The following is a 23,304-nucleotide window of genomic DNA, read 5'->3' on the forward strand; positions in this document are numbered from 1 at the left end:
CGGCTGCCTGGCCCTTCCACGGAACCGGAAGTGTCTGGTAACCGTGCTCGGTGAAGACCACGCAGGGGACATCAGCTCAACCAGCGGGTTGAACTGACAGGTATCGAGGTGATGCCACTTGCGACGCCGGTGAACATGTATGGAGCAGGATTTACCGCAGGTTGGGGGGCAGTTGTGTGTGCCCAGCAATGCCGACAATGTCCGTCACAGAACAGGATTTTTCAACAAGAGAAAGAAACTGAACCTGCCACGGTAAAGACAGGATAAGGATAGAGGGATTTTTGTCCATGAAAGTGCTCTGGGTTGGTTAGGTACTTATACATTTTTCTGGCACCAAACCATACTCTCCAGAATGTTTGAGCGCCCAGCACCAGCAGTTTAGAGACTAGATGACAGAATTTTCTCGCTGGACCTGACTGAGAGTTCATGGGCCATATAGTCTTCAAGACAGATAACTTCTTTAGAACTGAGGGGGAGAAAATATTTGTTGGGGAGCACATCCGGCTTTCCCTGAGGTGAGTGTTATCAATACCCACCCCGGATATTCAAGGTCACAATGGCTAATAACGGCAGTATCATTTTTCGTTATCAAAATAGGGTCAGGAAAAGTAGAACTGTAATTTCTGATGACAACAGCAGCATTACTCAAGTGGTACCTCCCATTGTTCGGTGAACAACCAAATCCTACAATAGCCACCACAACGGGGGAAGACCCTTTTGTATACAGTTAAATATCCCCTTCTTTGGAGGGAATCACGCATGGCAGTCCGCAAAGTGACAACTGGTCAATAAATGTGTGAACGCTACCCTGCCAGCCGTTCTGGCTGCAGGGTGTCGAAGATGTTTGCAACTAAAGGAAAAGGTATACCATAGATGAAAACGAGAATAGGTCTGAGTCTAGCCAGGATGACACAACTAACTTTGATATAACCTTAACGGGTAAGTGATACATCTGCCTATTAGGTTTAATATAACCCACCGGTCACAATGCTTTCATTGCTTGTGGAATAATATTTTAGCGTACTTTAATTGTATAATCTCATTGAGATACTGAGTGCCAGATAAAACTTATCACTACCAGCGCTCATTACTATGACTTTCAAAACTGGTGCTGTTGGCATAACAAAACCCATCAATGTCGGGGAAAAGAGTAAATTGCCTGATGTCGAAAACCTTTTCGAGCATGACTAAGCACTCCCTCTTCATGTCCGGTGTAAGAGCAATTAGTTTTACCCATTGCGAATTTTTTTGGAATAATAAGCTTCCCTCTAGTTCATCGCTAACTCGGCTATATAAGAATTGTGCATTCTGAGCGGCAATCCTTTTCGTCACAACAGGTGGTTGCCATAATCTTGGGCACACCTCCAAGACATCATCTGGTTTCGGATCGCCTGAACCAAATATTTCATTGTAAGTTCGTAGTTCAGGCCTTCCCTCAAAGCCACGAACGCTTGCCCAATGCAGACCGAATAATAGTCCGATTTTATCTCTTTCAGAATTACAGGCAAACCAGAGGGCAACAAGCATATTTCTTGAAACGTCTACCAAACGTGTTGCTGCACCATGGTGTTGAAGCTTTGCCAGTAATTCAAAATCACAAAGCACTCGCCCATTTTCGTAATGATATCCTTGGTGTTTCGCACTACTTAGAAGCTCCCTTTCATAGTCACGCATACTCATTTCCGAAGGAAGATAACTTTTATCTTTCGCGAGCCGTCTATATGCCCCGCTATGAATAGGCCACTCAATGTTGCCTTGACCTCTCCAAAGATAGATATTTCGTGCGCCGTCTTTGTCCACAGAAGCAAACTCAATAATCTGCCAAAATTCATCAGGTGCTATCAATGGGCCGAATAACTCCGTTTCGATTAATTCCATAGTTTACCCACCACACCCTCAACCTCATGCTGAAACACATAAGGATCAGACAGCAATTCAAACTGTTCATCGTCCTGATAGGTCACGGCAACATGATAGTCATCACCGGCAAAGGCTTTTACTGCTTCGATATCCCGCCAGTAGGTTGCCAGGAAAAAATGCTCCCAGTCCCCTTGCGAAACGCTTTTGACCAAAGCGCCTAAATTGCCTTCGATACCCTGAGAATGCTGGACGCCCGTCAGTTGCAGATGTTCAGCAAATCCTGCTGCATGTTTTACGGGTACGCATCCGTGCCATGTTCTAACTATCACGTTTTCATCTCCTCAATCATATTCACTTCAATAACATAGCGAAAATTTAACGTGAGTTGAAGAGCATCTGAACGTGTTTCAGCGCTTATTTCTCATTCTCAATCACCCGCACCAGCGTGCCGTCGATATCGATCATTGCGCCCATTCTCAGCCCGAATGGCTGCATTTTTGGCAGATGAATGCACGGATGGGATTTTTTATCCTGCCCGATTCCTGCCGCCATAAACGCATCAAAAAGTGCATCGGCGTCATCGACGCGCAGGCAGCAGCTGAACCAGCTGGTGAGCGGGTCGAGATCCGTGTGCAGGAAGAATTCCAGCGTAAGAGTTCCGCGGGTCATGATCAGCCAGCCGTCATCAACGTAAGTGGTAATGAATCCAAAGCTGCCATAAAAGCACTGGGTTTCTTCGAAATTACGGGAAGGAAGATTAGGGGTGGCGTAGTCGGTCATCCTGGCCTCATCAGCAGTAATGCATTGAATGTTACGCCATGATGCCTGAGTGGGAAGGATGAGGAAAGAAGGAAAAATCAGTGAGTCATCCCCTGCCAACTGGCAGGGGAATCAGACACATGGCTCGCGGTTCCTGAAACTAACAGGGGCGCGCCGGCTTATCAGAACTGATAAACCAGACCGACGGCTACAATGTCATCGGTATTGATGCCGGCGTCGCGGGTCAGGCGGGTGTCATCCATCAGATTGATTTTATAATCAACGTAGGTGAGCATGTTTTTGTTGAAGAAGTATGACGCGCCTACATCAACATATTTAGTCAGGTTCTGGTTGCTGTAACCCGGAACATTTCGGGCATGGGATTGCACATACGCAATCGAAGGACGCAGACCAAAATCGAACTGGTACTGTGCAACGGCTTCAAAGTTTTGTGCTTTATCCGCGTAACCGTAAGCCGTGCTGCCCGCTTTACCGAAACGGTTGGCGTTGTAGCTCTGGGTGTACATCGCTGCCAGATAGATATTGTTTGCGTCGTATTTCAGGCCGCCGCTGTAAGCCGTTGCCTTATCACCGTTACCAATGATTGCCGGATTGTTACGGCCATTTTGTTCGCTGGTACGGTCAGACGCCATCATCGCTGCTGCTGCGCTGAAACCTTCGCCCAGATCATATGTCAGGGACATGCCGTAGCCGTCACCATTCTGCGCCAGGACATCGCGGCCATTGTTAGATTCAGTCGCACTGCCATTTTTGCCCTGATACTGCACCGCCACATCCAGTCCATCGACCACGCCGAAGAAATCTTTGTTACGGTATGTCAGTACACCGTTCGCACGCTGGAACATGAAGTTGTCCGCGCCGTAGGTATCGCCACCGAACTCAGGCAAAACATCCGTCCATGCTGCCACGTCATACATCACGCCGTAGTTACGACCGTAATCCAGTGAGCCCCACTGACCGAATTTCAGACCGGCAAAACCTACGCGGGTGAAATTGTTTGCATCTTCACTTTCTGCAGTATTCAGGGAAGCCTGATATTCCCACTCACCGTAACCGGTCAGTTCATTATTGATTTGAGTCTCACCACGGAAACCTAAACGCATATATGACTGGTCACCGTCAGCGCTGTCATCGTTGGAGAAATAATGCAGGCCGTCGACTTTACCGAACAGATCGAGTTTATTACCGTCTTTATTATAAATTTCGGCAGCGCCAGCAGTGCCGGCCATCATCAGTGCGGGAATTACCAGAGAAAGCGCGCGTAATTTCATCATCAATATCCTTGATTATTTATAAACTGTTTAAATTTCCGTCCGGCGATTTTATTATCCGCCACCATGAAGTTATATTTCTCCTTCGGGCCGGACAGATGGGCGTAAAAATAAACGAGGGTAAGTTTCGTTGCAACCAGAAAAATTTTGAAATACCTTTCGTTTGGTGTTTGTTTAGGTTTAAAACAGCCCGCAGTACAATAACAATGCAATTAAAAACATACAGTTATGGAATTATTTGACCAGGAGTGATTTCATATCATTCTCACAGTGATATTTAAATCCTATAATAATTTCATCGCGATATTATGGCATGAAAACATAATTCACAGAATTGAGCCTGTTCTCTGTCATGTTTTGTATTTTTCTAAAAATAAGGTTGCATTAAGGACAACAAAAAGCCCCTAAAATAGGGGCTGTAGATGACTATTCGCAAGAACAGGTTATTACATAATCCGTTCGAGGCGCTGGCCTTTACCGCCTAAACGCCCGTCGGTCTGATTCCATTCATTTTCGTACGCCTGATAGGCAAATACAAATGCCTGATGGCCATCTTCAAATAGCTGGTCAGGACGTCTATGCCAGCCGGAATAAGCATCGTAGCGCAAAATCTCATAGCCACCGTCAACCGGGTGGAGAAGGTAGGTATAATGTTCACAAAATTCCGGCGCATAAGGAATATCCTCCCCTGCTTCCAGTGTGATAAACAGACCGCCGAGGCGTAATTTAATCATTGATATCCTTTTTCATGATCCACAACCGGGTGGTTTGGGTGGCGGTGACATATGTCGTCTCAGCCGCCAGATGCATCCCCTGACGCTGATAAAATCCGATGGCTGGCAAATTACTTTGCAACACATCAAGCCAGAGAACGGGCTGGTTACGCGCTCTTGCCACACGTTCGGCGAAGGCAAAAACTTCAGATCCCAGACCACGCGAACGGTTCAGCGGGGTGAAGTACAGTTTGCATAACTTCGCCCCCTGACCTTCTGCAACGTCCAGCGGCGTATTAAAATTCAGTCTGGCGAAACCGACCGCCTCACCGTTATCCTGCGCAACCAGCCAGCAGCAATCCGGACTTTCCAGGCTCAGGGCTAGCGCCTCATCACCAAAATCCTCCTCCAGGAAAGCATTCAGTTCGTCCCCGCTTTGCCATAAACTACCAAAATAATGGCGATAGGTCTCCCGCCCCAGGCGCTGCAACAGGCTTAAATCGCCGATGTCAGCCTCACGAATCTCCATTCTGACACTCTCCTCGTTACCGTATTCAGACTTTGTCTGTCCCCCGCTCAGGCGGTATGACCATCCGCTTAAGGCTTCCTTAAGTTCTTCTCTTTACACTCTATTTCATCGTGAAACTATACCGTTATTCAATGAATGCGGATATTCAGACGAGACCCCTTTACCTGCAGGGCAGCACAAATTAACGTATCTGAAATTTTTTCGTCCTGTCAGCAAGTTACCGGATTCTTTTGATGGCTATTTTGGCCTGTATAAATGAGGGTAGTATTATGGAGCAACTAAATTATTTGATTTTTCTATGGATTAACGCCACACCGGATTCGCCGAAAGCGCTGATTCAGTTGGCCACTTTTCTGGCTAATGACCTGATTATGATTGTCCCGCTGCTGATTATCGGCCTGTGGCTGTGGGGCCATCAGGAGCGTATCGATAAGCAACGCGAAATGATCAGTAAGACAGCCATTGCGCTTCTTTTTGCGATGACGACGGCTAAAACGTTTTCCATGTTGTTCCCTCATGCCCGTCCTTTTGTGGAAGGTTTTGGTTATAACTTCCTGCATCATTCACCGGATGATTCCTTCCCGAGTGATCACGGTACAGTCAGTTTCACCTTCGCGCTGGCCTTCCTGTTCTGGCACCGTATCTGGTCAGGCGCTTTACTGATGGTAACCGCCTTGTCGATCGCCTGGTCACGCGTTTACCTTGGCGTGCACTGGCCGCTGGATATGCTGGGCGGCTTCCTGGTAGGTATGCTGGGGTGCCTGTTCGCGCAACTGGTGTGGAACTTGTTCGGCGAACCGATTAATGCCCTGATGTGCAAGGTTTACCGTTTCGGTTTTGCTTTCCCGATCAAGAAAGGTTGGGTTCAGCACTGATCCCCTGCTCCGTTATTCAAAGCATAAAAAAACGAGGCCACCTGAGCCTCGTTTTTTATGTCAGCAGATTATCATTTGCCGAAAATACTGCCCCACAATCCACTGATCTTCATCATCACGAAGTCCCAGATACGGCCAATAAAACCGGTTTCTTTCACTTCCTGCAACGCCACCAGAGGACGCTGTTCGATGACCTTGCCGTCCAGACTGAAATCTACTGTACCCACTACCTGATTTTTCGCCAGCGGAGCTTCAAGCTGCGGACTGGTCAGATTGAAACTGGCCTTGAGATTCTTCAGCTGGCCCTTAGGCATGGTCAGCGAGGCATTTTCAGCCACGCCGAGTGGCACCATTTTCTCCTCACCAAACCAGACGCGCTGGCTGGTAAAGGCATCACCCGCCTTGATTGGCGTGAGCGTTTCATAGAAACGGAAACCCCAGGTCAACAGGCTTTCGCTTTCATTAAAACGGATCCTGTCGCTTGGCGCACCCATCACCACAGCGATTAAACGCATGCCGGTGGAATCGCTGGCGGAAGAAACCAGATTGTAGCCCGCGCCCGACGTGTAACCGGTTTTGATGCCGTCAACGTTCAGGTTAGAGCTCCACAACAGGCGGTTGCGGTTAATCTGCTTGATGTGATTGAAGGTGAATTCTTTTTCTTTGTGCAGCGCATATTCATCCGGCGTATCGCGGATCAGCGCCTGCGACAACAGGGCCATGTCAGTAGCTGAGGTATATTGCCCGTCCGCATCCAGCCCGTGAACGGTTTTGAAATGGGTGTTTTGCAGTTTCAGCTGTTCGGCATAGCGATTCATCAGATTGACGAATGAATCCTGGCTGCCCGCCACAAAATCCGCCAGCGCAATACTGGCGTCGTTACCTGACTGGATCACAATACCTTTGTTAAGCTCAGAAACCGGCACGCGGTCGCCCGGTTTGAGGAACATCAGGGAGGAGCCGCGCAGCACCGGATTGCCGGTTGCCCAGGCGTCATTACCGACGGAAACCAGATCATCTGATTTGATTTTGCCGGATTTGATCGCCTGCCCTACCACATAGCTGACCATGATTTTACTCAGGCTGGCAGGGTCAAGACGCGCATCGGGATTAGATTCCGTCAGGATCTTCCCGCTGTTGTAATCCATAAGTACCCAGGATTTCGCGTTAATCTGCGGCGCGACCGGGGCGTTATCCGCCTGAGCGGCAGGCAGCGCCAGCAGCAATACTCCACCGCCCAGCGCGTAAATGAAAGTCCGTTTGAATTGGGAAGAAATTGTCATAGGTATCAGCGCTTTTGTCCGGGTAACTGAAATTTATCTTATCTTTCAATCAGATTGTGCAACTCTGTCAGAGGTAAAACCTACTGCTTTCCGGGTCGGGAATAAACCTAAATAGTGTAAAGATCTTAAGAATAGTAGAGTTTTCCGCTGCTTGCGCAGATTCAACTGATGATAAAAACAGCAGTAAGCACTTGACCATTCCATCCGGCTGGGGCAGTTTGTCTGTAAATCACATACAAAATACCTATAACAATAAAGGGCTTATTCACTCCAGAAATCAATGCGAGTGAACAGGCGCAGGGGCATCAATGACAGGTCTGGTGGTAAAAGCGCTGATTGGCGCACTGGTTGTGATTCTGATCGGCGTGTTGTCTAAAACCCGCAATTATTACATTGCCGGACTGGTTCCGCTGTTCCCCACTTTTGCACTGATTGCCCATTATATCGTCGGCACCGAACGCAGCATTGAAGCCCTGCGCACCACCATTATTTTCGGACTGTGGGCCGTTATCCCTTACATGGTGTATCTGATTTCTCTGTATTTCTTCATCGGCTCGATGAAACTCCCCTACGCCCTGTTTGGCGCCGTGGTCTGCTGGTCACTGGCAGCATGGTTGCTGATAAGCCTGTGGACTCGCTTTCACGCCTGATGAAGATCGCGTGACAATGTTGTTCACAAAACACTCAATATTTGAAATTGCGCTACGCTGAATGAAGGCTTTCAGATGAGGGAATCCGCCCCATGGATCTCGCAATATTTGAACTCGACCACACGCTGATTTGCGATGACAGTCACAATCTGTGGTTGCACTGGCTGGTTTCGCAGGGCTACGTCCCCCGCGATGAACTCAGTCATTACCGGCTGAATGCCGTTCATCAGCACAATACTCCGGCCAGCGGTGTTATTTGCCCGCAAACCACCGAGCGTTACCGCCGCTATCTTTCTCAGACGTTACAGCCCATGAGCGGCCTGAACTGTGCCACCGTGGCGAACTGGGTTCAGCGGTTTATCCATCGGGATATCATGCCACGGGTTTATCCGCAGGCGCGTGAACGGCTCGACTGGCACCGTATGCGCGGGGATGAAATCCTGATTATCTCCGCATCGGGCGACCATCTGGTCATGCCGGTCGCCCGACGTCTGGGTGCGAATGCCGGACTCGGGCTGCAAGCCGGTATCGTTAACCAGCGTTTCAGCGGTAGGGTCGAAGGTAAACTGACCTTTCATGAGGGGCGTCTTGAGCGCTTAAAACTGTGGCTGGAGAATCGCGAGCCGACGTTCTATCAGCAAATTTTCGCCTACAGCCATACGCTTTATGATCAGCCTTTGCTGGAGTTTGCCGATGTCGCTACGGTCATTAATGCCAGCGAGCCCCTGCAAAAGCTCGCTGCTGCAAAAGGCTGGCACAACCTGCACTGGTCACGCTACGCGCATCGGCAACAAGACGCATGCTGACGGCTACAGCCGGAAATCACGAATAAAATTCTCGTTTTCACGCGTCAGTTCATCACGAATAAAATCGATGAACTGACTCAGTGCCGCCGGACGCCGCTTGCCTGCCGGTGACTGCAACTGCAACGTACGCTGACTCAGTTGTTCAATATTCACCGGTTTCACCCGCAAATTGTCGCGGCGCGCTTTGTACATAATGGAAAAATGGCTGCATGCCGCAATCGCGCCCGGTGTCTGCACCATAAAATCGTACAACGTCGAGAAACGGTTACAACTCACCGCAGGCTCAAGAAAAATGCCGCTCATCCGGCAGGACAAATCAAACAACTGGCGGATGGTGCTGCCCTGCTCGTTCATCGCCAGCGGGTACGGGTGCAAATCCGTCAGCAGCACCTCAGATTCCGCCAGCGGATGATCCGGACGCATCACCATGCGCACCGGCGCGGGAAAAGACGCCAGAATATCCACACCGCGCTCCGCCGCCAGACTGAACTGCAACGCCAGTTCCACTTCGCCGTTGTGGATCATCTCCGACACTTCAACCGCCGTGCCGACGTTGAGATAAAACATCACACCCGGATTGTTCAGCCGGAACTGTGAAAACAGCTGCGGCAGCAAATCAAACGCCAGCCCGTCGGTGCAGGCCATGCGGATCACCGTGCGGCGTACCGCGTTCAGCCCCTGGATTTCTGCCATGGCGTGTTCCATGTCCATCATGCTTTTGCGCACATGGTTTTCCAGAATTTGTCCGGCATCATTCAGCACCATGCCGCGGGCATGACGCTCAAAAAGCGGCGCACCGATACGTTCTTCGAGGCGCTGGATCTGGCGACTGATGGCAGACACTGCGACAAATAATTGCTTACTCGCCGCACTCAGCGAACCGGTGTTTGCCACTACCAGGAAGTAGCGAATTTCCGTACTTTGCATGGCCGTATTGCCTCATAACTGTGCAGACAAGCATTACAATAAAAGCAACGCTAAGTTGCAATTATTATTATTGTGGCAACGCTTGCGCCGCGCGTAGAGTGAAACTGCTAAAAAAACCAACAATAAATCCTCAAAACATTAAAAAGCAGGTTATTCATGACAGCGGAAAATATCGTTGAACAGGCATTAGCCTGGTTCGATCAGGGTGAATACAAAAGAACACTGGCACGCAGGGTGGCTATTGCCACCGAAAGCCAGAGCAATCAGCGAGACGCTGAACTGGCACGTTATCTCGATGAAGAGATTAAACCGGCACTTTCGGCGATGGGTTTCAGCCTGCTCAGCGTGGAAAATCCTCATGCCGCCAACCGTCCTTTCCTGATTGCTACGCGCATTGAAGACAGCGAATTGCCCACCATACTGAGCTATGGCCACGGCGACGTGGTGTTCGGCGACGATGAAAACTGGCGCAGTGATTTGTCGCCATGGACGCTGAAAGAAGAAGGTGACCGCTGGTACGGACGCGGCAGCGCCGACAACAAAGGCCAGCACAGCGTTAATATTGCGGCGCTGGAACAAATCTTCAAAGCACGTGGTGGCCGTCTCGGCTTTAACTGCAAACTGTTGTTCGAAATGGGTGAAGAAATCAGCTCGCCGGGGCTGGCCGAACTGTGCCGCGATTATCACGACCAACTCAGCGCCGACATTTTCCTGGCCTCCGACGGCCCGCGCCTGAGTGCTGTGCGCCCGACGCTGTTCCTCGGCTCGCGGGGTGCGGTCAATTTCCGTCTGACCATCAATGCCCGCGACAACGCCTATCACTCCGGCAACTGGGGCGGTCTGCTGACCAATCCCGGCATTCAGCTGGCCAATGCGCTGGCCTCGCTGGTCAGTCAGCAGGGGCAGCTGCAGGTGGAAGCGCTTAAACCGCCTGCAGTCAGTGAGGCAGTGCGAGAAATTCTCCGTGATGTTGACGTCGGTGGCGGCGAAAGTGATCCGCAGATCGACCCGGACTGGGGAGAAGCCGGTCTGACGCCAGCCGAGCGTTTGTATGCCTGGAATACGCTGGAAGTGCTGTCATTCCTGACCGGTAATCCGCAGCGCCCGATGAACGCGATTCCCGGCAACGCCACGGCAGTGTGTCAGCTACGGTTTGTGGTCGGCACTGACTGGCAAAACCTGGCGAAACACGTGCGTGACCATCTTGATGCACAGGGTTTCCCACAGGTTGAAGTGGAATTTATGCGCGGTTCACCGGCCACCCGTTTCGACCCGACCGACCCGCTGGTCGGCTGGGCGCTGAGCATCATGCAGCAAACTACCGGCAAAAAACCGGCGCTGCTACCGAACCTCGGCGGTTCACTGCCCAACGACGTTTTTGCCGATATTCTCGGCCTGCCGACGTTGTGGGTTCCGCATTCGTATCCGGCCTGCGGTCAGCATGGCGTCAACGAGCACATGTTGATTTCCGTCGCCCGCGAGGGGCTGGCGATCATGACCCGTCTGTTATGGGATTTCGGCGAGCATGGTACCGCCCTGCTCGCTCAGCATATTGATCACGCCGGAGGTGCCAAATGAGCCAGTTAACGGCGTCATCCCATACAACCGGCAACGCGACAGAAAAGCCAAGCCTGATGAAAACCCTCTTTGCGACCTGTATCGGTAACGCGCTGGAATGGTTTGATATCGCGATTTACGGTTTTTTCGCCAGCTACATTGCTCACGCCTATTTTCCGACATCCGATCCGACCGTTTCCCTGTTACTGACGTTTGGCAGTTTCGGCGTGTCATTCCTGATCCGCCCGCTCGGCGCGGTTGTGCTGGGTGCGTATGCCGACAAACACGGACGCAAAGCCTCACTGTTGCTGTCCATCAGCCTGATGATGATCGGCGGCCTGATTATCGTTATCACGCCGTCTTACGGAACCATCGGCATGGCGGCTCCGTTGTTAATCCTGGCAGCTCGTCTGATTCAGGGCTTCTCGGCAGGCGGTGAATTCGGCAGTTCGACGGCCTTTCTGGTCGAGCACTTCCCGGAACGCAAAGCGTTTATCGCCAGTTGGCAGTTCGCGACACAGGGTGCGAGTACGCTGCTGGCATCGGCATTCGGGCTGGGCTTATCGGCAGTGCTGAGTGAAACACAACTGCAGGACTGGGGATGGCGTATTCCGTTTATCTTCGGGCTGCTGATCGGGCCGGTCGGTTTATACATCCGCCGTCATATCCGGGAATCGGAAAGTTTCAGCAAGGCCGAGAAAACCGCGTCTCCACTGAAAGAAATCGTGCGTGCGCAAAAAGGCCTGTTCTTTACCGCGATTGGCCTGATGGTGGTGTCTACTGCCATCAACTATATGCTGAACTACGTACCGACATATGCCACCAAAACACTGCATCTGCCTGCTTCGGCGGGGTTCAGCGCCACACTGGCAGCCGGGATTATCCTGACGGTAGTAACGCCCGTTATGGGCCTGTGGGCGGAGAAAATTGGCCGTCTGCCGCTGATGTGGGGATCGCTTATTCTGCTGTTGCTGACCGTGTATCCGGCGTTCTGGCTGATGCTGCAACACACATCAGCGATGTCCTTGCTGTTGCTGATAAGCTGGCTGGCACTACTGAAATCGGTGTATTTCTCCACCGTGCCGTCGATGATGGCTGACCTGTTCCCGATCACCACCCGCGCCAGCGGGATGGCGATCAGCTACAACGTCGCCGTAACCGTGTTTGGTGGCTTCGCGCCATTCATCTGTACATTGCTGATTTCCGCCACCGGCAGCAGTCTGGCACCGGGCTACTACCTGATGATGGTCGGGTTGCTCAGCGTCTGGGCCCTGTTCAAGGCGCAAAGAACGCAACGCTGATTGCGCTGACTGAAACTGAGGCGGGCTGAAATAGCCCGCCTTTTTATTGAGTTAACCCTTCAGGACTTAACCCTGCGGTGCCACCTTCAGCAACTTGCCATCGCGATCGTCGGTCAGCACATACACAAATCCGTCTGCACCCACCTGCACTTCGCGGATCCGTTCCTTACGGTCACTGAGTAAACGCTCTTCATGCGTGACTTTTTCGCCGTCGAGCGTCAGGCGGATCAGCGATTCTCCTGCCAGCGCACCGATAAACAGCGAGTTTTTCCATTGCGGGAATTTTTGCACGTTATAGAACGCCATACCGCTTAATGCCGGTGAAACTTCCCAGTAATAAATCGGATCTTCCGCCCCCGCTAATGTGGTGCCTTTGGCTTCGGGGATCGGCTGCCCGGAATAGTTAATCCCGAAGGTTGCCAGCGGCCAGCCGTAGTTTTTACCCGCTTTCAGCAGATTCACTTCATCGCCGCCACGCGGACCGTGTTCGGTTTCCCACAACACCCCGCTCCACGGATTAACTGCCAGTCCCTGCGGATTACGGTTGCCGAAAGTCCAGATTTCCGGCTTCGCACTTTTGTCCTGAACAAACGGATTATCCTGCGGCACGCCGCCTTCCGGTGTCAGACGCAAAATCTTGCCCTGCAACTGATTCAGATGCTGGGCGTTGATGCGCTGATTATTGTCACCGGTCGTCAGGAAAATATTTCCCTTCTGATCGAAGGCGATGCGCCCGCCGAGATTAATGCCGCTTTGCAACGCCGGTTGCTGTACGAAAATGACCTTAAAATTCGCCAGGGTTTTATTGTCCGCCGTCAACGTGCCATAGCCCAGCGCAGCATGCGGTTCACCTTTTTCACCCGGCTGCGCAAAGGTGAGATACACCCGGCGGTTACTGGCAAAATCTGGCGACAAACGGATATCCCACAAACCGGCCTGCCCGGCGACCCACACGGCCGGTACACCTTTCAGCGGTGCGGATAATCCAACGTCCTGCTTCCAAAGTCGCAGTTGCCCGCTGCGTTCGGTAATCAGCGCCCCTTGATTATCAGGCAAAAAAGCCAGTGACCACGGGTGATCCAGCCCTTTTGCCAGTTCAGTGACCTGCGCGCTGACAAGTGGCGGCGGGACGGGGGATTTCGGCGCAGCAGAGACGTTGGTGGTTAACATCACCAGCGCAAAAGCAGGCAATAAGGTGTCGCGGAAAGAAAATGGCATAAGGCTTCTCCCGGAGGCTGTATTAGAGGAATGAACAATCAATGTAAAAATCGCAGACAAAAATTCAGTTTAGGCCATGTGCCTGATTTTGCTCAGAGGCTGCGCATCCGCTATAACCCACAGGAATAACAACACTGTTAAATATAATAACAACAAAGCATTCCTTCTTTCGTAACATACCGGTAAACTGCTCCGACAGAATAGACGTCCAGACAGACAGACTTCTGTACATCCTCAATCTGGAAAGCCGCATTGCCTTCCCGGATTTACCAAAAAAAACACCAGAAAAAACATCGCGTCCGACGGAGCTGTTCAATAATGAAAAAAATATCCGCATCCCTGCTGGCATTAAGCCTGTTTTCCACTGTACCGGCCTTCGCTGCCGGTGAAACACCTGCGCCCGTTCCGGCGGCTATCGCCCAGCACAACGGTCCCGTGCGCATCGCAGTTATCCGTAATCTTGGCTCCGACGATAACACCACGCAGTTCCTGGCCGGTGCCATTAAACAAGGCCGCGCACTTGGCTTTAAAGTGGATACCTTTCTGAGTAATGGCGATGACGCCAAATTTCAGGATTTCGTGAATCAGGCCATCAGCCAGAAATACGACGGCATTATCCTGTCCCAGGGACGCGGCCCGTATTCCGAAGCGCTGGCAAAACGCATTGCGGCAGCAGGTATTGCGGTTTCCGCATTTGATACCGAAGTGCCGGAAAACATTCCAGGCGTGACCGTCACCCGTCAGGACGATGCCTCACTGGCGAAAGCGTCTGTCGGCCAGCTGGTGAAAGACTTCAACGGTAAGGCTAATATCGTCAAACTGTGGGTAGCCGGTTTCCCGCCAATGGAACGCCGCCAGAAAACCTACGAAGCTATTTTGAAAGAGAATCCGGGCATTCATCAGCTGGAATCTATCGGCGCAGTGTCTTCTGACGTGCAGGGCGATACAGCGAACAAAGTCGGTGCAATCCTCGCGAAGTACCCGAAAGGTCAGATTGATGCCATCTGGGGCGCATGGGACGCCTTCAGTCAGGGCGCGTATAAAGCACTGAAAGAAAATGGCCGTACCGAGATCAAACTCTACAGCATTGATGTATCGAATCAGGATCTACAACTGATGCGCGAAAAAGGCAGCCCGTGGCAGATGACCGCTGCAGTGGATACACAGCTGATTGGCGCGGTTAACCTGCGAATTGTGGCGCTTAAAATTGCCGGTGAGAAAACTCCTGCAACCTATGAATTCCCGGCACAGACCATTCCGCAATCTCTGCTTCTCAGCCAACCGGACGGCATCAACGTGACCGGTCTGAGCAAAATCATTCCTGGCTGGGGTAAATCTGAAGATTTCACCACACCGTGGTTTGCGACGCTGGAAGCAAAATATAAAAAATAAACATCGGAGCCTCCCGGAAACGGGAGGTTTTTTCCGCATGTATCCGCCCCGTATCAGGCTCTTCCTCCACACTTTTCCCGCTCAACTTTCCTCCGTTTGCGCTGTGCGATCACAGAAATAAAGAAACATAATTTCAGAAACAAAAATCTCAATAGCCTCAGGCCCCCGCCAACCGTTAAAAACGTACTCACCCTTTTCATATGGACATTGAAGCAATGAGTACAGAAATCCTTTCGGTCAAGGAAAAGATTGGATACGGATTAGGCGACGCCGCCAGTCATATCATTTTCGATAACGTCATGCTCTACATGATGTTTTTCTATACCGATATTTTCGGCATTCCTGCGGGTTATGTCGGTACGATGTTCCTGCTGGCCCGCGCACTGGACGCGATCTCAGACCCCTGCATGGGATTACTGGCAGACCGCACCCGAACGCGCTGGGGGAAATTCCGCCCTTATGTGCTGTTTGGCGCCATTCCTTTCGGCATCGTCTGCGTATTCACTTACACCACGCCAGAGCTGAGCATGACCGGCAAAATGATTTACGCCGCTATCACTTATACCCTGCTGACGCTGATGTATACCGTGGTCAACATTCCTTACTGCGCCCTTGGCGGTGTGATTACCTCTAACCCGACGCAACGTATTTCACTGCAATCCTATCGCTTCGTGCTGGCCACTGCTGGCGGCATGTTAAGTACCGTGCTGATGATGCCGCTGGTTAAACTGATCGGCGGAGAAAATCAGGCGCTCGGTTATCAGGGCGGGATTGCGGTGCTGGCGATTGTTGCGGCCGTGATGCTGGCGATTTGTTTTGCCACCACCAAAGAACGTATCGATCCGGGCAAACCGACCGGCACCATGCGCGAAGATTTGCGTGATATCTGGCACAACGACCAGTGGCGTATTGTCGGCCTGCTGACCATCCTCAACATCATTGCGGTCGCGGTTCGCGGCGGCGCCATGATGTATTACGTGACGTACATTCTCGGCAATCCGGTGCTGTTCGCCTGGTTCCTTGGCGTCTATTCCGTCGGTAACCTGTTAGGCAGTGCGCTGGCAAAACCGCTGACCGACTGGAAATGTAAGGTCAGTGTTTTCTGGTGGACCAACGCCATTCTGGCGGTTCTGAGCCTCGGCATGTTCTTCCTGCCGGTGAACGGCAGCGTGCTGATGTTTATCTTCATCTTCGTTATCGGCGTTCTGCATCAGTTGGTCACGCCAATTCAGTGGGTAATGATGTCCGACACCGTAGATTACGGTGAATGGAACGATGGCAAACGCCTGACCGGTATCAGCTTCGCCGGTACCCTGTTTGTTCTGAAGCTCGGTCTGGCTCTGGCCGGCGCGATGATCGGCTGGATGCTGGCCGGTGCTGGTTATCAGTCCGGTGCCGCCACCCAAAATGCAGCCACCATGACCAGCATTATCGCGCTGTTCACTCTGGTTCCGGCAGTTTGCTACCTGTTGAGCGCCATCATCTGTAAACGCTATTACATTCTTCGTACCCCGCTGCTACGCCGCATTCTTGATGAAGTCGCACAAGGCATCCGCCGCAATCAGCAAGAATTTATGAAATAAATTGGATGAAGTTTAAAAGGAAGAGACATTATGAAGATCAGTGATGGTAACTGGTTGATCCAGGAAGGATTGTCACTCACGCACCCGCTTCAGGTGTTTGAAGTACAACGCTCCGGTAATGAGATGGTGATTTATGCTGCGCCGAAAGATGCCTCGGAACGCGCCAGCCAACTGGACTCGCCACTGTTTACGCTGCGTTTCTTCTCGCCGCAGACCGGCGTGATGGGTGTACGTATTACTCATTTTGATGGCGAAATGGATAAAGGCCCGCATTATCCGTTAATGCAAACCGACACCCCCGAACTGCGCTTTGAAGACAACGATGAATTCGCCGCGCTGCACAGCGGTGATCTGAGTGTTCGCGTCACCAAAGGTAATAACTGGACGCTGGACTTCCTGCGCCATGGCCGACGGATCACCGGCAGTGTCGCGAAATCTAACGGCTATGTTCAGGACGCGAACTCGCATAAAACCTACATGATGGAACGCCTGGATCTGGGCGTTGGCGAAACGGTTTATGGTCTGGGTGAGCGTTTCACCGCGCTGGTCAAAAATGGCCAGACTGTCGAGACCTGGAACCGCGATGGCGGCACCAGCACTGAGCAGTCTTACAAAAACATTCCGTTCTACCTGACGAACCGCGGCTACGGCGTGCTGGTGAATCATCCGGAATGTGTGTCTTTTGAAGTCGGCTCAGAAAAAGTCTCCAAAGTGCAGTTCAGCGTGGAAGGCGAATATCTCGAGTATTTCGTTATCGATGGCCCGACGCCGAAAAAAGTGCTCGACCGTTATACCCGTCTGACCGGCCGCCCTGCACTGCCACCCGCCTGGTCGTTTGGCCTGTGGCTGACCACCTCGTTTACCACCAACTATGATGAAGCGACCGTCAACAGCTTTATTGACGGCATGGCGGAACGTGAATTGCCACTGCATGTTTTCCACTTTGACTGCTTTTGGATGAAGGCTTTCCAGTGGTGTGATTTTGAATGGGATCCGCAAACTTTCCCTGATCCTCAGGGTATGTTGCAGCGCCTGAAAGCGCGCGGCCTGAAAATTTGTGTGTGGATCAACCCGTACATCGGCCAGAAATCACCGCTTTTCCGTGAAGGTAAAGAAAAAGGTTATCTGCTCAAACGCCCTGACGGCCGTGTCTGGCAGTGGGATAAATGGCAGGCTGGTATGGGCATCGTGGATTTCACTCATCCGCAGGCCGCTGAATGGTACGCGGGCCATCTGAAACGTCTGGTGGATATGGGCGTCGATTGCTTCAAAACCGACTTCGGCGAACGTATCCCAACCGACGTCGTCTGGCACGACGGCAGTGACCCGCAAAAAATGCATAATCATTACGCGTTTGTGTACAACAAACTGGTATACGAAACGTTGCAGGATAAACTCGGCGCAGACGAAGCCGTGCTGTTCGCCCGTTCCGCCTCGGTGGGGGCGCAGCAATTCCCGGTTCACTGGGGCGGTGACTGCTACGCCACTTACGAGTCGATGGCTGAAAGCCTGCGTGGCGGGTTATCCATCGGATTATCCGGCTTTGGTTTCTGGAGCCACGACATTGGCGGTTTCGAAAATACTGCACCGGCGCACATCTACAAACGCTGGTGCGCATTCGGCCTGCTCTCAAGCCACAGCCGCCTGCATGGCAGCAAATCCTATCGGGTGCCGTGGGTGTATGACGATGAAGCCTGCGATGTGGTGCGCCAGTTCACGCAGCTAAAATGCCGCCTGATGCCGTATCTCTACCCCGCTTCAGCCCAGGCTGCCAGCCACGGAACACCGGTGATGCGCGCCATGATGCTGGAGTTCCCTGACGATCCGGCATGCGATTATCTTGACCGTCAATATATGCTTGGTGATGATCTGCTGGTCGCCCCCGTTTTCAGCGAAGAAGGCGATGTCAATTTCTATCTGCCAGAAGGCCGCTGGACGCACCTTCTGAGCAACGACGTGGCCGAAGGTTCGCGCTGGCATCGTCAGCAGCATGGCTTCGACAGCCTGCCGTTATATGTTCGTCCGAATACCTTGCTGGCGCTTGGCAGTAATAATCAGAAGCCGGATTATGATTACAGCCAGCAGCCTGAATTCCATCTGTTCGAGCTGGAAGACGGCGCGGTGGCAGAAAGCGTGATCACCGATCTGAGCGGGAGAACCGTCTTCACCCTGAAAGCCGAACGGCGGGATGGCGTAATTACAGTAATCCGGGAAGGCCAGGCATCAGGCTGGACACTGTGCCTGCGCAATCAGAAATCGGTCAGGGAAGTGAGCGGTGCTGCGCAGAAAGAAGAGGCGCTGGGGATATTGCTGACCCCGGCTGCCGGTGCAGGTCCGGTGGTGATAACACTGTAATTTATTCTCTGGTATCAATGTATTCATGCCCCGTTCGTCACTGAACGGGGCATTTTTTTATGCGGCTTTCAGACATCCTGATACACGCTATCGCCATGAATGCTGCGGTACTCTTTAGGGGTCATTTCATAGCCTTTTTTGAATACCGAATAGAAATATTGCAGCGACGGATATCCGCACATCTGCGAGATCTCATTGATGGAAATCGAGGTAGCAGCCAGCAGGTTGCGGGCGCGGTCGAGTTTTTCTTCGTGGATCACGCCGTGAATCGTCTGTCCGGTTTCATCCTTAAACCGTTTCTCAAGATTAGAACGCGACATGCCGATGGCATCGAGAACCTGTTCAACCTTAATCCCTTTGCAGGCATGGTAACGGATGTAATGCATCGCCTGAATGACGGCCGGATCACGCAGTGATCGGAAATCCGTTGAGCGGCGTTCTACCACTTTTACCGGCGGTACCAGAATACGCTGTAACGGTAAATCACGCTGATCCAGCAACTGATGCAGAAGTTTCGCGGCGCGATAGCCCATCTGGCGCGTGCCCTGTACCACGGATGACAAGGCAACACGCGACAGGTAGCGCGTCAGTTCCTCATTATCGATACCAATGACGCTAAGCTTTTCTGGTACAGGAATATTCAGATGCTCGCACACCTGCAACAGATGACGTGCGCGGGCGTCGGTAACCGCAATAATGCCAGTTTGCTGCGGCAGTGTCTGGATCCAGTCCGCCAGCCGGTTCTGAGCGTGTTGCCAGTTTTCCGGTGCGGTCTCCATCCCCTGATAGACCACACCCTGATACTGTTCAGCAGACACCAGTTTTCTGAACGCGTGCTCGCGTTCCTGCGCCCAGCGCTTTCCCCCTGCATCAGGCAAACCGTAAAACGCGAAGCGGTTAATCCCCTTCTCTTTCAGGTGCATAAAGGCCGCTTCAACCAGTGCGTAGTTGTCGGTAGCGATATAATGCACCGGCGGATAATCTTCTTCCTGATGATAAGACCCGCCCACCCCGACAATCGGCACATTGAGGCCTTCAAGCAACGTTTCAATTTCACGGTCATCAAAATCGGCGATCACACCATCACCAAGCCAGTCTTTAATGTTGTCTATGCGACAGCGGAAATCCTCCTCAATGAAGATATCCCAGTCGCTTTGTGAGGCCTGAAGGTATTCACCCACGCCTTCGACGACCTGACGGTCATAGACTTTGTTGGCGTTAAATAACAACGTGATCCGATAACGTTTTTCAAACATGCCTGTCTCTCACCGGTTTTCTCATAGACTAAAGCCTCATTCATTTGTACCCATGAATGAGGCTGATTGGGTTGGTCAATAGCACAACACCATGGCTTACGTAGATTTAGCTTAGTGAATTTGTGAGGTTGCTCAGACTTTCCTAAGTGACCGCCCGTCATCACTGCCATCTCTGCTGACTTTATGCACGTCGTTTGGTCGCCGAATCCATCCAGACCGCCAGCAGTAAAATTCCGCCTTTAACGATGTACTGCCAGAACGTTGGTACATCCAGCATGCTCATGCCGTTATCCAGCGAAGCCATAATGAAAGCCCCCATAACCGCACCGGCCACGCTGCCGACGCCACCCGCCAGGCTCGTTCCGCCAATAACGCAGGCTGCAATGGCATCCAGTTCCGCGATATTCCCCGCCGAAGGCGAACCTGCCCCCAACCGCGAACTGAGGATCAGACCGGCAATCGCTACCATCAGACCGTTTATCGCAAACACCGCCAGCTTGCTGCGCTCGACATTAACACCGGATAACCGCGCCGCTTCAATGTTGCCGCCAATAGCGTAAATACGACGGCCAAATGCGGTGCGGGAGGCCATAAACATGCCACCCAACATCAGCGCCACCAGAATCAACACCGGCGTTGGCACACCGCGATAATCATTGAGCAGGTAAATAGCGCCCAGCGCGATAACCGCAGTGAGTGCCTGGCGGGTCACATCACTTTTTGCTGCGGTCAGCGGCAAACCCAGCACCGCCCGCTGTTTGCGCCTGCGCCACTGCCAGCCAATAAACAGGGCCAGCGCAATCGCACCAATACCAAAACCGAAAGAATCCGGCAGATAACTCTGACCTATTAACGACATTGCAGGTGTCGTCGGTGATACCGTGGTGCCGCTGGTGATACCAATCAGGATGCCGCGAAACGCCAGCATTCCGGCCAGTGTGACAATGAATGACGGGACTTTACGATATGCTACCCACCAGCCATTCCATGCGCCCAACAGCAGCCCTAATGCCAGGGTCACCACAATGGTGAGCGGCAAAGGCCAGCCGAGCCAGACATCGAAAATCGCCGCCGCACCACCCAGTAACCCCATCATGGAACCGACGGACAAGTCGATCTCCGCTGAGATGATCACAAAGACCATGCCTACAGCCAGAATGCCGGTGATGGCGGTCTGACGCAGCAGGTTGGACACGTTACGTGCGCTGATATACGCGCCGTCAGTGGTGACGCTAAAGAAGACAATAATCACCGCAATGGCCGCCAGCATGACGAACACCTGCAGGTTAATACTCTTCAGTTTCTGCATCGAAAATAACGCGTCGGCCCCACCCTGAGTTGCAGGCGCAGACGGGGTTCCTGGTTGGGGAAATTTAGACATAAGATTCACTCCTCAATGCGGCTTCCATGACCTGTTCCTGACTTAAATTATTGTTATCCAGACAGGCTTTGACCTGTCCGAGATGCATGACTACCACGCGGTCGCTGAGTCCCAGCACTTCGGGTAACTCTGATGAGATGACGATAATTGCCATGCCCTGCGCCGCCAGCTGGCCGATCAGTTTGTAGATTTCATGTTTTGCCCCGACGTCGATCCCGCGCGTCGGTTCATCAAGAATGAGGATTTTAGGTTTTAGCAGCAGGCACCGTGCCAGAATGGCTTTTTGCTGATTGCCACCGCTGAGTCGCCCGATTGCCAGTTCGGGAGAAGAGGTTTTGATTTTGAGTTGTTTCACTGACTCACTGATGCTGTGCTGTTCTTCGGCTTCGCGCAGAACACCGCCAGCGCTGAACTGGCTTAACGCCGCCAGTGTAATGTTGCTGCCAACGGCCATAACCGGCACGATGCCGTCACGTTTACGGTCTTCAGGCACCATCGCCAGCCCGCGCCGCATGGCATCGCGGCAATCGGTGATCTGCACTTTCTCGCCTTGCAGCCAGATATCGCCAGACCAGCGTCCCGGATAAACACCAAATAAACACTCCATCATTTCGGTTCTTCCGGCACCCACCAGTCCGGCGACACCCAGCACCTCGCCCTCACGTAACGTAAAACCGCCGTTATCCACCCGTTTGATATGCCGGTTAACCGGATGCCAGGCAGTAAGATTTTCCACCCTTAATATTTCCTTACCGATCTGGCGTTCACGCGGCGGAAAGAGTTCAGTCAGTTCACGCCCCACCATCATGGCGATAATTTCTTTCTCCGACGTCCCGGCGGCATTGCAGGTGGCGATATGACGACCATCGCGGATCACGCACAGTTTGTCAGATATGGCTTTGACTTCATTGAGTTTGTGGGAAATATAAATACAGGCGATGTCGTGATGGCGCAGGTCACGAATGATATCGAGCAAAATCGCGGTTTCACTTTCGGTCAATGATGCCGTCGGTTCGTCCAGCACCAGCAAACGGACCTGCTTGTTCAGCGCTTTGGCAATTTCAACCAGTTGCCGCTGCCCGAGCCCCAGTTCCCCGACCAGCGTATGCGGATCAATATTGAGTTTGACCTGCGCCAGCATGCGCTGACAACGCAGATACATTTTGTCGGTATCCAGCAGCCCATAACTGCCCCATTCATTACCCAGAAACATGTTTTCCAGCACACTCAGTTGCTTAACCAGCGCAAGTTCCTGATGAATAATGGCGATCCCTTTTTGCTCGGTATCACGGATACCTTTCGCAGTAAGACGTTCTCCTGAAAAATAAATTTCACCTTCAAACGTTCCTTGCGGATAAATACCGCACAACACTTTCATTAACGTGGATTTACCCGATCCATTTTCGCCACACAGCGATAGCACTTCACCCGCAGATAACGTCAGACTAATATTATCAACGGCTTTTACTGCACCAAACCGCTTGGTGATATTGCGCATATCCAGCAACGGTAATTTTTCATATTGTTCTGGCACTTTCACCTCCAGCAGAAACAACACTTCCGGGGG

Annotated in this window: 20 protein-coding genes and 1 pseudogene; 8 read left to right on the forward strand and 13 right to left on the reverse strand. The window is 52.0% G+C overall.

The annotated features are described in order from the left end of the window. Position 1 precedes the first annotated feature (1 nt). From GW591_RS07650 to GW591_RS07680, 7 genes and pseudogenes are all read right to left on the reverse strand, one after another. Positions 2–289 (reverse strand): annotated as a pseudogene (locus tag GW591_RS07650) (ISL3 family transposase); the annotation flags it as partial. A 785-nt stretch (positions 290–1,074) separates the two neighbouring features. Continuing rightward, entirely contained in the window at positions 1,075–1,878 is an 804-nt protein-coding gene (locus GW591_RS07655) for an FRG domain-containing protein (RefSeq protein WP_121019247.1), read from the reverse strand. Further along, positions 1,869–2,189 (reverse strand): hypothetical protein, encoded by a 321-nt coding sequence (locus tag GW591_RS07660; RefSeq protein WP_121019246.1) that lies wholly within the window; start codon positions 2,187–2,189, stop codon positions 1,869–1,871. Before GW591_RS07660 ends, GW591_RS07655 begins: the two co-directional genes overlap by 10 nt. Positions 2,190–2,274: 85 nt before the next feature. Continuing rightward, positions 2,275–2,640, reverse strand: a complete 366-nt coding sequence (locus GW591_RS07665; protein ID WP_013575867.1) for a bleomycin resistance protein — start codon at positions 2,638–2,640, stop codon at positions 2,275–2,277. A 161-nt stretch (positions 2,641–2,801) separates the two neighbouring features. Then, complete coding sequence (ompC, locus tag GW591_RS07670; RefSeq protein ID WP_015690049.1) at positions 2,802–3,911, reverse strand: porin OmpC; 1,110 nt, start codon at positions 3,909–3,911, stop codon at positions 2,802–2,804. A 446-nt stretch (positions 3,912–4,357) separates the two neighbouring features. Continuing rightward, positions 4,358–4,645: a hypothetical protein gene (locus tag GW591_RS07675; RefSeq protein ID WP_121019244.1), complete on the reverse strand. Its 288-nt coding sequence runs from the start codon at positions 4,643–4,645 to the stop codon at positions 4,358–4,360. Continuing rightward, entirely contained in the window at positions 4,638–5,153 is a 516-nt protein-coding gene (locus GW591_RS07680) for a GNAT family N-acetyltransferase (RefSeq protein WP_013575870.1), read from the reverse strand. Before GW591_RS07680 ends, GW591_RS07675 begins: the two co-directional genes overlap by 8 nt. 269 nt (positions 5,154–5,422) lie before the next feature. On the opposite strand from GW591_RS07680, the gene ybjG reads away from it, so the two are divergent. Continuing rightward, entirely contained in the window at positions 5,423–6,028 is a 606-nt protein-coding gene (ybjG, locus tag GW591_RS07685) for an undecaprenyl-diphosphate phosphatase (protein ID WP_166860438.1), read from the forward strand. A 71-nt stretch (positions 6,029–6,099) separates the two neighbouring features. On the opposite strand, the gene GW591_RS07690 is transcribed toward ybjG, so the two are convergent. Then, positions 6,100–7,311 (reverse strand): serine hydrolase, encoded by a 1,212-nt coding sequence (locus GW591_RS07690; protein ID WP_013575872.1) that lies wholly within the window; start codon positions 7,309–7,311, stop codon positions 6,100–6,102. Positions 7,312–7,619: 308 nt separating this feature from the next. On the opposite strand from GW591_RS07690, the gene GW591_RS07695 reads away from it, so the two are divergent. After that, the gene (locus GW591_RS07695; RefSeq protein ID WP_013575873.1) at positions 7,620–7,961 is read left to right on the forward strand and encodes a GlpM family protein; all 342 of its coding nucleotides are present in this window, start codon (positions 7,620–7,622) and stop codon (positions 7,959–7,961) included. 92 nt (positions 7,962–8,053) lie between these two features. After that, a complete protein-coding gene (locus GW591_RS07700; RefSeq protein WP_112152301.1) occupies positions 8,054–8,767 on the forward strand; it encodes an HAD family hydrolase in 714 nt (237 codons plus the stop codon). A gap of 3 nt (positions 8,768–8,770) precedes the next feature. Here the strand turns inward: GW591_RS07700 and GW591_RS07705 are convergent, their stop codons facing one another. Beyond that, the gene (locus tag GW591_RS07705) at positions 8,771–9,694 is read right to left on the reverse strand and encodes a LysR family transcriptional regulator (protein ID WP_013575875.1); all 924 of its coding nucleotides are present in this window, start codon (positions 9,692–9,694) and stop codon (positions 8,771–8,773) included. A gap of 156 nt (positions 9,695–9,850) precedes the next feature. Here GW591_RS07705 and GW591_RS07710 point away from each other — a divergent pair, with 156 nt between their 5' ends. Next, positions 9,851–11,272, forward strand: coding sequence for a M20 family metallopeptidase (locus GW591_RS07710; RefSeq protein ID WP_166860440.1), 1,422 nt, complete (start codon positions 9,851–9,853; stop codon positions 11,270–11,272). After that, a complete protein-coding gene (locus GW591_RS07715) occupies positions 11,269–12,552 on the forward strand; it encodes an MFS transporter (protein WP_037034447.1) in 1,284 nt (427 codons plus the stop codon). Before GW591_RS07710 ends, GW591_RS07715 begins: the two co-directional genes overlap by 4 nt. Before the next feature lie 66 nt (positions 12,553–12,618). Here GW591_RS07715 and GW591_RS07720 read toward each other — a convergent pair whose 3' ends face one another. Continuing rightward, positions 12,619–13,770 (reverse strand): PQQ-dependent sugar dehydrogenase, encoded by a 1,152-nt coding sequence (locus GW591_RS07720; RefSeq protein ID WP_166860443.1) that lies wholly within the window; start codon positions 13,768–13,770, stop codon positions 12,619–12,621. A 318-nt stretch (positions 13,771–14,088) separates the two neighbouring features. Between GW591_RS07720 and GW591_RS07725 the strand changes: the two genes are divergently transcribed. From GW591_RS07725 to yicI, 3 genes are all read left to right on the forward strand, one after another. Beyond that, positions 14,089–15,162, forward strand: a complete 1,074-nt coding sequence (locus GW591_RS07725; protein ID WP_166860446.1) for a sugar ABC transporter substrate-binding protein — start codon at positions 14,089–14,091, stop codon at positions 15,160–15,162. Positions 15,163–15,377: 215 nt separating this feature from the next. Next, positions 15,378–16,745 carry a glycoside-pentoside-hexuronide family transporter gene (locus GW591_RS07730; RefSeq protein WP_013575880.1) on the forward strand — a complete coding sequence of 456 codons (1,368 nt, stop codon included), beginning with the start codon at positions 15,378–15,380 and terminating at the stop codon, positions 16,743–16,745. A gap of 30 nt (positions 16,746–16,775) precedes the next feature. Next, positions 16,776–19,100 carry an alpha-xylosidase gene (gene yicI, locus GW591_RS07735; RefSeq protein WP_126124950.1) on the forward strand — a complete coding sequence of 775 codons (2,325 nt, stop codon included), beginning with the start codon at positions 16,776–16,778 and terminating at the stop codon, positions 19,098–19,100. Positions 19,101–19,168: 68 nt separating this feature from the next. Here the strand turns inward: yicI and xylR are convergent, their stop codons facing one another. The 3 genes from xylR to GW591_RS07750 form a co-directional block, all read right to left on the reverse strand. Next, a complete protein-coding gene (gene xylR, locus GW591_RS07740; RefSeq protein WP_013575882.1) occupies positions 19,169–20,356 on the reverse strand; it encodes a D-xylose utilization transcriptional activator XylR in 1,188 nt (395 codons plus the stop codon). A 181-nt stretch (positions 20,357–20,537) separates the two neighbouring features. Continuing rightward, positions 20,538–21,737 (reverse strand): xylose ABC transporter permease XylH, encoded by a 1,200-nt coding sequence (gene xylH, locus GW591_RS07745; RefSeq protein WP_013575883.1) that lies wholly within the window; start codon positions 21,735–21,737, stop codon positions 20,538–20,540. Further along, a complete protein-coding gene (locus GW591_RS07750; protein ID WP_119262242.1) occupies positions 21,730–23,235 on the reverse strand; it encodes a xylose ABC transporter ATP-binding protein in 1,506 nt (501 codons plus the stop codon). The genes xylH and GW591_RS07750 overlap by 8 nt, the downstream gene beginning before the upstream one ends. Positions 23,236–23,304 lie beyond the last annotated feature (69 nt).

It is taken from the genome of Rahnella aceris, assembly GCF_011684115.1.
GTDB lineage: Bacteria > Pseudomonadota > Gammaproteobacteria > Enterobacterales > Enterobacteriaceae > Rahnella > Rahnella aceris.